The organism is Trichococcus sp. (assembly GCF_049684335.1).
In the GTDB taxonomy this organism is placed as follows: domain Bacteria; phylum Bacillota; class Bacilli; order Lactobacillales; family Aerococcaceae; genus Trichococcus.
The window spans coordinates 1-12,927 of record NZ_JBAVFV010000031.1; the positions used below are offsets into that span (position 1 = coordinate 1).

Genomic DNA, 12,927 nt, shown 5'->3' on the forward strand with positions numbered 1-12,927 from the left:
TGTTCTGTATCCATCCGGATGATCCCCTCCCTTTTTTAAAATATTCAGACTTGTTACAAGATTCCTTAAGAACGATACCACAATTCCCGACCAAATTAAAGAGAGGCCGGAGAAAAAAACCGGCCCCTCACTCATTATTTAGATGTACTGCAGGACGCGCTCGGCTTGATAAGCCTTGTCGATCGTCCCCCCACCCAGACATTCCATACCGTCATAAAAAACAACAGCTTGGCCAGGCGTAATGGCGCGGACCGGTTCCGCAAATTCCACACGGGCAGTCGTCTGATCTTCGTTCAGATAGACAGTGACTGCTGTGTCTTGTTGACGGTAACGGAATTTAGCCGTACAGGTGAAGACGGATGGTTTCTTACCTTCGGAGGTAAAATGGATATCGGTCGCATCCAGGCTGTCGGCATACAAGTTTTCATGATGGTAGCCTTGGCCCACGTAAAGCGTGTTGGTCGTCAGATCCTTGCCGATGACGAACCAAGGATCATCGGATTCCCCACCGCCGCCGATTCCCAAGCCTTTTCGTTGCCCGATCGTATAGTACATCAATCCGGCATGATCACCCATCACATCGCCGCTCAAAGTAACCATTTTGCCAGGCGTCGCCGGAAGGAAGTTCGTCAAGAATTCTTTGAAGTTCTTCTCGCCTATGAAACAGATGCCTGTCGAATCTTTTTTCTTGGCTGTCGCCAAACCCGCTTCTTCAGCAATGCGGCGCACTTCCGGCTTTTTGATTCCACCCAGCGGAAACATCGTTTTGGAAAGTTGCTCTTGGGAAAGCTGATTCAGGAAATAGGTTTGGTCCTTGTTGTCGTCCACGCCTCTGAGCAGATGAGCGGTGCCGTCTTCGTCACGGACGACTTGCGCATAGTGCCCGGTTGCGACATAATCCGCACCCAGTTCCATCGCATAATCCAAGAAGGCCTTGAATTTGATTTCTTTATTGCACATGACATCCGGATTCGGCGTCCGTCCTTTCTTATATTCGTCCAGGAAATATTGGAAAACCTTATCCCAATATTCCTTTTCGAAATTGACGGAATAATAAGGAATTCCGATCTGCTGTGCGACGGCTTGAACATCCTTGTAATCTTCGGTTGCCGTGCAGAATCCGAATTCATCCGTGTCATCCCAATTCTTCATGAAAATGCCAATGACGTCGTAGCCTTGTTCCTTCAAAAGCAACGCCGTGACGGAAGAATCAACGCCTCCGCTCATTCCGACCACCACGCGTATTTTTGAATTGTCTTGCATGCCTATCACACCCTTACTTAATTTGTGTATTTTATCACTTCTTACAATATATAAGTTAAACCCGATACAAAAAAACAGTTTACACCATCCCAGTGCATATTTCAAGCTTTCTCACCTGTCCGCATACAACCCAACGGTCACATCAGCCGGGCGATAAGCATCAGGATAACTTGATGGTTAGGATAATAGGCATAACCGGCCCATTTCGGCAGCGGCCTGATCTGGAAATTAACCGGCAGAAGCATGGGAATGAGCGCCACTGCAGCGAACACCTGCAACGAGGGGAATTGCAAGGCATTCATCAGCAAAAACAGCGCGATTCCCGCTGCAACATGTTTTTCCGAAAGCACGTAGATTGTCCACCCCATCAAAAAGCCATACAAGCCGTATTCCGTAAATTGGACCAAAAATATTGCCGGCAAGATGAAACGGTAGTCTTTGATCGACAAGGCAAAAAGAGCCAATGTGAAGAGGATATTGAAGACATTCCCTGTTTGTGCGGTTATCGGCATACTGATGACTCCGGTCAGGAGCAGGCGCAGCAGATACTTACGGAAATCACGGGTCTCGCTTACCCCCTTCACGGTTGTATACAAAAAACAAGGGAAAGCGATGCGTCCGACAACACGCAGAAAAAGCAATGAAGGGAATAGATAATAGCCGATATGGTCGATCGTCATGGTGAGGATCGCAATCCATTTGATGAGTGCCGTTTTGTTGTTGTATGCCATTGCGTCACTTCCGATCTTCTTGAATTATATGGGATGCAAAAGAGAAATCTTTCGCATTAAAGAAAACAAAGCAGAACACCTTTAGAAGGAATTCTGCTTCATTTTCAGGGAAAATGTCGATCAGACAGTATAAGGCTTGGCATCCAAATTCAGGGTTGCCAAAGCTTGCTCGATGTCTTCGATGATGTCAGCAACGTTTTCAAGCCCTACCGAAAAGCGGATCAGGCCTGGCGTGATGCCTGCTGCCGCCAATTGTTCATCGGTCAGCTGTCTGTGGGTTGAACTTGCCGGATGGAGCACACAAGTCCGGATGTCGGCAACATGGACTTCGTTGGACGCCAACTTCAGACTGTCCATGAATTTGATGGCATTTTCTCTGCTTCCTTCGATAGAAAGTGAAATGACGCCGCACGTTCCGAGCGGCAGATATTTATTTGCCAATTCGTGGTATTTGTCTCCTTCTAATCCCGGATAATTCACAAATTCGACTTTTTCGGATTGTTTGAAATATTCAGCGACTTTCAAGGCATTGCTGCAATGTCTGTCCATCCTCACAGGCAGTGTTTCAAGCCCCAGATTCAACAAGAAGGCAGCATTGGCGCTTGGGTATGCCCCCATATCCCTCATCATCTGCACCCGTGCTTTTGTGATGTACGCAGCGTTCTCGAAGCTTTCCGTATAGACGATGCCGTGGTAGGATTCATCCGGTTCGGTGAATTCTGGGAAATTGCCGTTCTTCCAGTCAAAATTGCCGCTGTCGACAATGACCCCGCCCATCTGCACAGCATGGCCATCCATGTATTTCGAGGTGGAATGGACCACGATGTCTGCTCCAAACTCGAACGGTCGGCAAAGGTACGGCGTCGGGAACGTGTTGTCCACGATCAAAGGCACTTTGTTGTTGTGAGCGATCGCTGCCCATTTTTCGATGTCCAGAACAGATAAAGCGGGGTTTGCGATGGTCTCGCCGAATACAGCTTTCGTGTTCGGTTTGAACATTTTTTGGATTTCTTCCTCAGGCAGTTCTTGATCGACAAATGTGCATTCGATTCCGAATCGCTTCAAAGTCACGGCAAACAGATTGATGGTTCCGCCATAAATGGAGGCGGTGCTGATGAAATGATCGCCTTCCTTCAGGATATTCATCAAGCTGATCATCGTGGCTGCCTGTCCGGAAGTTGTGCACAAAGCCCCTACGCCACCCTCCATCGCTGCAATTTTCTCTTCCACGGCCGCAACAGTTGGATTGGAGATGCGCGAATACATGTGTCCGGCGGCAGTCAAATCGAATAGTTTCCCGATATGCTCCGTCGAGTCATATCTGTACGTGGTGCTTTGGTAAATCGGAAGTGCACTTGGCTCACCGTTCCCTGGGTGATAACCTTCGTGTAAACATTGTGTTTCAATTCTCATTATTGAACCTCCTCGTTAAGATAACGTTCATAATCTCATGCATATTTAATATTTTACCACAATTCCAATAGGCTTTGTGGAGATATTGAAGACAAATCGAAAGATCATGAACGCACAAAATTCCCAATGTTTGAAAACAAAAAAAGACAGAGAATATCTGCCTTCCTGTGTTGCTATTCTTCGATGAACTGTACCGTGCCGTTTTCAAAGGACTTGATGCGCGCCAATGAATAGACATCCATACCCTGTTCCTCCAAAATTTTTCTGCCTTTTTGGAAGGATTTTTCGATGACGATACCGACACCAGCAATCTCCGCTCCCGCCTGCTTGCAGATTTCCATCAAGCCGTTAGTGGCCTGTCCGTTCGCCAAAAAGTCATCGATGATGAGGACATGATCGTTCTCGTCAAGATATTGTTTGGAAATTGTAATTTCGTTGGTGACATCTTTTGTGAAGGAGTAGACAGTGGCCGAATACAGATTGTCTTTCATCGTCAGACTCTTTTGTTTTCTTGCAAAAACAACTTTCACTCCCAATGCCAAACCTGTGAATACTGCGGGCACAATGCCGGATGTCTCCACCGTCAAAATTTTGGTTATTTTTTTGTCAGCAAAATACCGTGCAAATTCATCCCCCAATTGTTGCATCAATACGGGGTCAATCTGATGGTTCAAGAAATTGTCCACCTTCAACACGTTGTCCCCCAACACGATGCCATCCTTTAGTATACGTTCCTCCAGCAACTTCATAAAAAAGCCTCCTTAATTACATTTTGTTCTATCTATCAGCCGCTTGCGACAGTCGGCTAGTATGCCTTATTTCTGTTAACAAATAACAGTAAAACAATACAGATAATCTTCGCTTTTGTCAACCGTCCGTAAGTTTTATCGCCAGTTGGGATAGCTATCAACTCGGAAAAAAGAACAAATCTTGATTCGGACAGTTTTTTATCCGTAGAAGAAAAAAAGAGAAGGATCCGGTTTGTCGGACCCTTCTCTTTTTTGGTTGTAAAGCTTAGTCTACGTATACTTCGGAATCTTTGTTCATCCATGAATACAGCAAACCGATGATCAATCCGCCGCCGATATAATTTCCGATAAAAGCAAAGAACCAGTTCGTCAACACGCTGCCGACTGTCATCCCCGGGACGGCGCCACCGTATGCGAAAAACGCAAGGCTAAAGGACGCAAAGTTGGCGATAACGTGCTCAAAGCCTAAAAATGCAAAGATGAAGATGATGAAAATGGTCGAGTACAGCTTGCCGGCGTCATCCTTCATATGGGCGCTCACAAATACAGTCGTATTGACGATGATATTCGCAAAAATACCTTCGGCTACCATCTGGATTGGCGTTTTAAGCAATTTCCCTTCAACTGCATGGAACAGGAAATGTTCAGCTGGTAAATCTTGGAAAATATTCGTCAATGACATGACGTATGAAGCGACCATGCCCCCGATAAGGTTGAATAAGATACACGTGAATAAAATTGCTAAAGCTCTTTTGGGTGCCAACACCTTGCGGTAAATGGCTGCTGTCATGTACATCATGTTGGATGTACCCAATTCTGTGTTCATGTAATTGATCATGACCAAAGACCATGCAAACATGAATGAGTAGAAAAATTTCCCGCTACCGGGCAGCATGTGTTCTGCTTTTTCAGCAATCATCACAGCGATTGATGTACCCAACGTCAAAAACATACCAGCAAGCATACATCTGATGAAATATTTTACTTTTGAAGTCTCAAATAAATTCGACTTCTTTAGGGCGCTTTTATCAACTGTAGTCATGGCTGCGCCTTGATATTTTTGTTCCACTTTCTTCATCTCCCGAATTGTTTGTGCGATTCTGAATAAGTATATCATATTTCATAAGAATTGGAATGAAAAAAATAACGGTTTATATAAAAATATTAAGGTATTTATAGTATGTATTATGTTTTTTTTGTGCACATGGATTTGCGCAAGTTCCATTTTTCAATTTGATGCAAAAAAACCGGCTGTAAGAGTGCCTCTTACAGAACCGGTCCATTGTTTTCAGATATCACAAATAAGTTTAGATCACTCCGACACTTCAGCCAAGACGCCGTTTTCGACCAAGCTGTCCAAAACGTATTCCAACTGCTCTTTCGCAGCCGACATGGTTTTCCTACCGTAGACATCCACTATCTGCAATCCATTGCTCGTCGTTGTGGAAACTTTCAATGTTTTCAGATCGGCAGCGACGACAATTTTCACTTTGATCCCTTGTTTATGCAACACGCTATTGTCCAAATCGCGGACCATTTGGAAATTGCCGTTTTTGGTTTCTTCAAAACCATTGTCGCGCAAAGTGTAGCGTTTCACCTGTTCGTTCAATCGAAAGGTTTTTCCGGATCCCTTTAAAGATACATTTTTTTCGAATGCCATATGCAGTCCTCCAAGATAACGTTTTCTCTATCATAACACATTTTTTTCTTTCGTTCAGCCGTTCTTGTATTGCTTATTGTGGATGCTTTTCAGTAGGGCGATCAGTGTGTCCGCCTCATCAATAGTATTATCCGGTCCGAATGAAATGCGCAAGGATTCCGTTGCGCGCGGATTATCCATTCCGTACATCGCTGCCAATACATGGCTCGGTTCAAGACTGCCGGCTGTACAGGCGGATCCGGCCGCCAGCATGATCCCTTTGAGATCGAACTGAATCAGCATTTTGTCGGAACGCATGCCGGGCAGCCAGATGTTCAAGATGTGCGGTACCCCTTCAGGATAACAACCATTGCATTCAAATGGGACACCGCTCTTTTCAAGTCCGCTCAGTAAATACTCGCCCAGTTCACGCTTTTTGCGGTTGCTCTCCTTGCGTTCTGCTTCCATCAAAGTGACGGCCTCAGCAAACCCCCGGATGTATGGCGTATTTTCCGTACCGCCACGGTGGTCGTTCTCCTGGCTGCCGCCATGGATGAAATTAGGCAGATGCAGGCTATTTTTGCGGTATAAAAATCCGATGCCTTTGGGGCCATTGATTTTATGCGCGGAAACAGATAAGAAGTCGATATGCTGTTGCCCCACATCAATCTGCTCGCTGCCATAGGCTTGAACGGCATCGGTGTGGAACAGGATATTCTGCTCGGCCAAAAACGCGCCGATGTCGGCAATCGGATTGATGCTGCCAACCTCGTTATTGGCATACATCAATGAGACTAGGATTGTATCTTCGCGTATCGCATCCTTCACGGATTGCAAGGTTACTTTTCCGATATCGTCAACCGGCAGATAAGTCACCTCAAAGCCTAATGTTTCTAGATAATGCATCGGATGGAGGACTGCATGGTGTTCTGCTTCAGAAGTGATAAGGTGTTTGCCCTTTTCCTTCAGAGCCAACGCAGTCGATATGATCGCTGTATTGTTTGATTCGGAGCCGCAGCTTGTGATGATGATATCAGCCGGGTCTGCTTGGATGGATGCCGCAAAAATCCTGCGTGCCTGATCGATATGCTGTCTTGTTTGCCTTCCCAAAGCATAGGTACTGGAAGGATTCCCGAAATCTTCGATAAGCGATTCCTGAATGACCGACACAACTTCAGGTCTCACCGGAGTCGTAGCGGCATGGTCGAAATAAATCAATTTGTTACCTTCTTTCTGTCGCAAGTCTTTCTAGTGTTCAAAATAACTGTTGAGCCAACGGTACAGGCGCAGTTCGATGCTGGTTTGCATTTCCTTCGAGGAATCTTGGGCAGTTGCTGGAGCCTTTCCCAACAATTTCTTCGTTTCTGCAATATCGGTATGACAGAAAAATGCATAGGCCGCCCTTATTCTGTTGTTTGCGATCCAGTACCTTTTTAACAAAGGTTGCGCTTGTATTTGGTTGTATTTTTCCTCTGCATTAGCGATCCGACCGAACAGCGCATCGCAAAACAAAGATTCCATCATATAAACGGGCCAATAGACCGACTCTTCGACTGGACGTTTGGCCGAAAAAGTCTGCAACAATGAATCGGCTTCTTCAAAATCCAGTTCCCCCAAAGCGCGGACATACGCGACCATGTAGAAGTAGTCAACCAGGAAGGTTTTTTGATACTGAGCATCATTTATATTTTCGAAATAGGCGTCCGGTAAGTCGGCAAAAGGTACTTTTTCTTCGATAAGCCGTGCCATCTCCAATTGCTGGAACAGGAGCCTGCGCGCGGGCAATGACCGGCTTGCTTCCCTCAGCAAGGCTCCATCATTCTGCGCTTTCGGCAGCAGGTTCGCTAAAGTCATCCAGACAGGCACCAAACTGAACAAAACGAACAAGGAACCTGTCTTCAGTTCCATCAAAAAAGCCAAGCAATACAAGATTGTCCCCGTCAAAGCATTGGCCATAATGCCACCCAGCAGATAACTGCGATACGGCAATTCCGCATAGTCCCCTTCAGGAGGTGCCATCAAGCATTGGCCCGCCAGTAACGGGGAGGTAGCCTGCATATGATGCAGGCTGTGATCCGCTTGGCTATATTTGTAATGTCTGACCTGAAAGCTGACTAGCTGATAACCGCTCAATTTTCCGAAGAGAAAATGCCCCCCTTCATGAAGAAAGACATGCACGTGGATGGATAGGAACAGGCCTGCCGACAGAGCTGGAACGAGCAGTGGATCAAATGATGACAGATTACCCCAGTCGTTGAATCCCTTCGCGATGAGATATCCGTAAAACATGATGAAAGCAATGGTAATATGGCTGGCAATTCTCAGAAATGACTTTTTCATGAAGTTCCCCCTACTCTTCCTCCAGCTGCATTTCCGGGAACAATAAGCGCAGGATTTCCATCGTCAAGCGTCGGCTTTTCCCTTGGTATGGATAAATGTGGATAAGCATGGCTGGATTGAAGTTCGCCTCGATCACCCCGTAGTTCGGCTCCTCTTTCGTGGCCGGGACTGAATGATCCGGGATGATGATATCCACTCCACAGACCGCAACACCCAGTGAGGCTGCCATCTGCACAGCCAGTTTTTTGTAGCTGTCGTCCATCTGATCTGTAAAATCAATTGAATCACCACCGGTACTGATGTTTGAATTATCCCTCAGACGGACCGTTTCCCCTGCAGACGGAACACTGTCAAAACTATACCCTTGCCCTTGGATCGTCAATTTTTCGAGTTCCCCAGTCGCTATCAATTCCAAAGGGGACCGGTGATTTTTTCCGCGGAGACTGTCTTTATTCTTCTCCTCGACCAATTGACGGATCGTGTGACTGCCATCGCCTACCACGTTGGCAGGGACACGCAGCAACACGGCTTTTGTTTCATTACCGATGACAAAGAATCGGTATTCGGTTCCGGCCAAGAAATCCTCGACCAATATATCCTCATCCTCTTCAAATGCGATGCGTACCGCTTTTTCGTAGTTTTTAGCTGTTGCACCATCCTTGAAGATGGAAATACCTAGTCCATAGTTGGTTGACTTTGGTTTGACGACGATACCTTTCCCGGCAAAGATAGAATAGTCGCGCAGGGCGGCTGCCACAGAATGATACTCACCGCTGTCCGGCACCGCGAATCCGTTCTCCGCCAGTATTTTTTTTGTGACGACTTTATTTTCCATGATGAGCGGGCCGATATAACTGTCCTTTGCCGTCATATTACCGTTCTTCACGTATTCGCGATGGTTCTTGTAGGTCAGCGAGATGAATTGGTCATAACGGTCGAGCATGTTGATTTTTAAGCCTTTTTGGATGGCATCGAACATCAGGATCTGTGTGGAGAGTTCCATGTCCTCAAAGCCTCTCAAGGCATACGGACGTTTCCAAGCAGCTTCTTTGTACTTTTTGGCCAATGATGTGGCCCAAGCGGTTTTGTCCGCTCCCGCTTTCAATGCGTTGACCATCTGGCCTGCCACTGTTTTCTCCGGATTGTGGAATGCTTCGATTTTTTCTTTGACGATTACGCTGTTTTTCTCTTCTGCGCCAATCGCTTCCAGCATCTGCAGCATCCCCTCCAGGACGAACAGTCCTTCCGTTTGGAATGCGGATGGCTGCAGAGGATTCTCCAATGCAGTGCTGTAATTCATTTCTTTTCCGATTTTCATCTCTTCTTCGCTGGCATCCTTCTCGATCCACAATAAATAGAGCAGGAAATAATGGATGAAGTACATATCCTCTTTATGCATTCCAAACTCAGCGAAGGGGTTCAGATCGAACAACCTGAATTCGAGATAAGCGATTCCGTTCGTCAGCAAATCACGCGCTTTGTTGGCCCCTCTGAAACGGACAGTGGAATAAAACTCCTTTTCGGCAATAAGCTTACCGCTTATTACCATCTGCTCGATATCCTGCACATAGGCATCAATCGATTCAAAAGAAACATGCACATCCGCTTTATTTACGTATCCATATTTGCTGCTGCGGATGCTTCTTGTGTACCCATCCAGAGGTAAATCATCCTGTATTTCTTTTTCGAAATAGGACCTATCCGCGGAAATGGATCCTCCCATAAGATAAGTCATAATCCATTGATATCGGATGAAGTTATGAGCCATCTTCAAGTAGAGATCCGATTGGAACGCTTTAAGCGTCCCGGCAGAACCGGAAAGCTGATGAAGCTCTTTGATGAGGGCAGGATTCAATTCGAAGTTGAAATGGATGCCACTTACCATCTGTTTCTTGTTCCCGTAAACAGAGACCAAGTACTCCCGGTACGCCACATCATCCGCACTGTCCAACTTGGCTACTTTAATTTCTTCGCTCGTCGGCATGGTAGGCGGGATGCTGCAAGGCAACAGATATTCATCTTCCGGTAAGGACCGCAGCACGACATCATGGATAGCCGTCAGCCATTCATACGTTTCCTCAATCGACTGCATCGGCGGTGTGATCAATTCCGGTTGGCTTTCCGCAAAATCAGTCTGGATGTAGGGATGGAAACTGCGATTCCCGAATATTGCAGGATGGTTTGTCTTGGCGATCGTGCCTGCACCCGTTATCCGTTGGCTTTCTTTTTCGATTCCAAAAGAGGCTTTCGAAAATAATGCCGATAATTTATGTGTTAAAATAATCTCTTTGAAATCTGTCATTATATACTCTCACTTTCTGCTTCCAATTTTCAATGTATTCATTATAGCTTTTCTGCTTGTAAATAGTAAAGATGTTGCCTGCCTTTCTTTTCAATCAATTTTCAAAAATCCGCAAAAAAATAACCGGGCGAATGTTTGTTCTTTTTTATCAGATGGCATATAATGGGTAGAGAAAAAGGAGCGGAGATCAATGAAACAACCTTTAGCATACCGTATGCGTCCCGTCCACATCGATGAAGTCATCGGCCAAAGCCATCTGGTGGGCGAAAATAAAATCATCCGCCGCATGGTTGATGCCAAGATGCTTTCTTCCATGATACTGTACGGCCCACCTGGAATCGGCAAAACCAGTATCGCGAGCGCCATCGCCGGATCGACCCATTCGGCTTTTCGGCAACTGAACGCCGCCACTGACACAAAAAAAGACCTGCAGATCGTCGTGGAGGAAGCCAAATTTTCCGGCCAGGTCATCCTCTTGTTGGACGAGGTGCACCGACTGGACAAACCCAAACAGGATTTTCTCTTGCCGCACCTTGAAAGCGGTCAGGTCATCCTAATCGGCGCCACCACTGAAAATCCATACATCAGCATCAGTCCAGCAATCCGGAGCCGAACCCAGATTTTCGAGTTGACATCCCTGACGACACAGGATGTCATATTAGCGCTGGAACGAGCCATTGCAGATGAAAAGCGCGGTTTGGGGAAAGAAAAGATTGTGATCGATGAAGATGCCTTGCTTCATTTCGCCAGGAGCACGATGGGTGATGTCCGTGGTTCTCTCAACGCCTTGGAGTTGGCAGCCCTATCCACCAAACCGGATGCGGACGGCACCATCCACATCACCCTCGACATCGCTGAGGAATGTGTCCAAAAGAAAGCGTTGGTCCACGATAAGAACGGCGATGCCCATTACGATGTTATATCGGCATTTCAAAAATCGATCCGCGGCAGCGATGTAGATGCGGCCATGCATTATCTGGCTAGGTTGCTGGAAGCCGGCGAATTGCTGATCGCCTGCAGGCGGTTGATGGTCTGTGCCTACGAAGACATCGGTTTAGGCAATCCACAAGCTGTGGCCCGAACCGTTTTGGCTGTTCAAGCTGCAGAAAAGCTAGGCTTGCCGGAAGCACGGATTCCATTGGCCAATGCTGTTGTCGATCTGGCCCTTTCGCCGAAATCCAATTCGGCCTATCTTGCCTTGGACAGTGCTCTAGCGGACGTGCGCGCCGGAAAGTCTGGGAACATACCGGATAGTCTGCGCGATGCCCATTACAGCGGCGCTAATAAGTTGGGCCGCGGCATCGGTTATCAATACCCGCACGATTTCCCGGATCACTGGGTCAAACAACAATATTTGCCGGATTCGCTGAAGAATCGTCGCTATTATGAGCCGGCTGCAACAGGCAAATACGAGCAGGCTTTGGCCAACCAATTGCAGCACCGCTTCAACAAAGATTCTTGATTACCGTTTGGTAGCGTTTAACCTATTGCTGCTGCGACGTTTACCGATTGAAATGCTTGTGTTTTACTTGCCAACTATTGATTAGTATGCTATTATACGTATATAGATTTCTGAGGTGTTCGACATATTCTCAATGTGTTGACCGAACAATTTATTACTACCTTGGGATCCTGTTTATCTCAGTGGATAACACGCCTTATCATTTGGTAGTTAGAAACTGGGTATTGGAGCCCACCTGCTTATATGCGGGTTCAAAACTAGTAGAATATACACACCGGCACCATCGGATTTCTTATAAAGTTTTTATACTTTGGAAGCTACTCTTTGAGTAGCTTTTTTCTTTATTCAGCGTCGATTCTACGGCCGAAATCGGCGCCCAACTCCAGCCTGTTAAAATGATACCTATTAGGAGGATTTCCATGATCGAATTATTGATTGCCCTATTTGCCGTTTTATTGTTGTCCGTCGGATTTTTTATAAAACTGAAAGGGTCCACCGTCTTTGTCCTGAACCGGGAAAGCATCAGCTCGGACCAAGCCAGCAGAAATCAACGCCTTTTCCAGCGGAGCGGCCTCTTTTACATCCTGCTCGGCCTACTTTGTTTTGTGGCAATATTTCTCAGAACCCCCTTTTTATACGCCCTTTTATTAGTGTTGGCGACGGTCTTTACGGCCTTTTTCAGCCTCCGGCTTGCCGCTGTTTTGAAGGAGCAAAGCAAGTAATCAGGATGACCTTCCCTGTTAGCGCCTTTACATAATTCCCCAAAAGATAGAACACGCTTTCATTTTCGTTTAATGTGGAGTAAAATATACTTGTAAGCGATAATAGTTTAGAGGAGTGGTAAATATGTTTCAAGAATATACTAAAATTTTGATTCCGGTTGACGGATCCCGAGAATCTGAACTGTCATTCCGCAAAGCTGTAGAAGTGGCAAAACGGAACAAAGCAGCAATTATCATTACTCATATCATTGATACCCGAGCCATCCAAACCCCTACTGGGTTCGAAGGTAGCTTCACGGATGAAAT

Annotated in this window: 12 protein-coding genes and 1 other RNA gene; 4 read left to right on the top strand and 9 right to left on the bottom strand. The window is 46.3% G+C overall.

Annotation, left to right across the window (positions count from 1 at the left end):
- Positions 1 to 138 precede the first annotated feature (138 nt).
- The 9 genes from mnmA to gshAB form a co-directional block, all read right to left on the bottom strand.
- A complete protein-coding gene (mnmA, locus tag WBM30_RS05820; protein ID WP_424899809.1) occupies positions 139 to 1,263 on the bottom strand; it encodes a tRNA 2-thiouridine(34) synthase MnmA in 1,125 nt (374 codons plus the stop codon).
- 137 nt (positions 1,264 to 1,400) lie between these two features.
- The gene (locus WBM30_RS05825) at positions 1,401 to 1,994 is read right to left on the bottom strand and encodes a TraX family protein (RefSeq protein WP_424899810.1); all 594 of its coding nucleotides are present in this window, start codon (positions 1,992 to 1,994) and stop codon (positions 1,401 to 1,403) included.
- Between the two features lie 120 nt (positions 1,995 to 2,114).
- Positions 2,115 to 3,407 carry an O-acetylhomoserine aminocarboxypropyltransferase/cysteine synthase family protein gene (locus tag WBM30_RS05830; protein ID WP_424899811.1) on the bottom strand — a complete coding sequence of 431 codons (1,293 nt, stop codon included), beginning with the start codon at positions 3,405 to 3,407 and terminating at the stop codon, positions 2,115 to 2,117.
- A gap of 173 nt (positions 3,408 to 3,580) precedes the next feature.
- On the bottom strand, positions 3,581 to 4,156 hold the full coding sequence (locus tag WBM30_RS05835) for a xanthine phosphoribosyltransferase (protein ID WP_424899812.1): 576 nt from the start codon (positions 4,154 to 4,156) through the stop codon (positions 3,581 to 3,583).
- Between the two features lie 265 nt (positions 4,157 to 4,421).
- Entirely contained in the window at positions 4,422 to 5,198 is a 777-nt protein-coding gene (locus WBM30_RS05840) for a formate/nitrite transporter family protein (protein ID WP_424899820.1), read from the bottom strand.
- Positions 5,199 to 5,468: 270 nt separating this feature from the next.
- The gene (locus WBM30_RS05845) at positions 5,469 to 5,816 is read right to left on the bottom strand and encodes a cysteine desulfurase (protein WP_424899813.1); all 348 of its coding nucleotides are present in this window, start codon (positions 5,814 to 5,816) and stop codon (positions 5,469 to 5,471) included.
- Between the two features lie 54 nt (positions 5,817 to 5,870).
- Positions 5,871 to 7,013 carry a cysteine desulfurase family protein gene (locus tag WBM30_RS05850; protein ID WP_424899814.1) on the bottom strand — a complete coding sequence of 381 codons (1,143 nt, stop codon included), beginning with the start codon at positions 7,011 to 7,013 and terminating at the stop codon, positions 5,871 to 5,873.
- 30 nt (positions 7,014 to 7,043) lie between these two features.
- Positions 7,044 to 8,135 (bottom strand): hypothetical protein, encoded by a 1,092-nt coding sequence (locus WBM30_RS05855; protein WP_424899815.1) that lies wholly within the window; start codon positions 8,133 to 8,135, stop codon positions 7,044 to 7,046.
- Between the two features lie 10 nt (positions 8,136 to 8,145).
- Entirely contained in the window at positions 8,146 to 10,437 is a 2,292-nt protein-coding gene (gene gshAB, locus WBM30_RS05860; RefSeq protein ID WP_424899816.1) for a bifunctional glutamate--cysteine ligase GshA/glutathione synthetase GshB, read from the bottom strand.
- Between the two features lie 190 nt (positions 10,438 to 10,627).
- Here gshAB and WBM30_RS05865 point away from each other — a divergent pair, with 190 nt between their 5' ends.
- The 4 genes from WBM30_RS05865 to WBM30_RS05880 form a co-directional block, all read left to right on the top strand.
- Entirely contained in the window at positions 10,628 to 11,899 is a 1,272-nt protein-coding gene (locus tag WBM30_RS05865) for a replication-associated recombination protein A (protein ID WP_424899817.1), read from the top strand.
- Positions 11,900 to 12,003: 104 nt separating this feature from the next.
- A non-coding RNA gene (gene ssrS / locus WBM30_RS05870) (6S RNA) lies at positions 12,004 to 12,193 on the top strand.
- A 125-nt stretch (positions 12,194 to 12,318) separates the two neighbouring features.
- A complete protein-coding gene (locus WBM30_RS05875) occupies positions 12,319 to 12,621 on the top strand; it encodes a hypothetical protein (protein ID WP_424899818.1) in 303 nt (100 codons plus the stop codon).
- Between the two features lie 124 nt (positions 12,622 to 12,745).
- The coding region (locus WBM30_RS05880) for a universal stress protein (RefSeq protein ID WP_424899819.1) at positions 12,746 to 12,927 on the top strand (182 nt) is incomplete at its 3' end.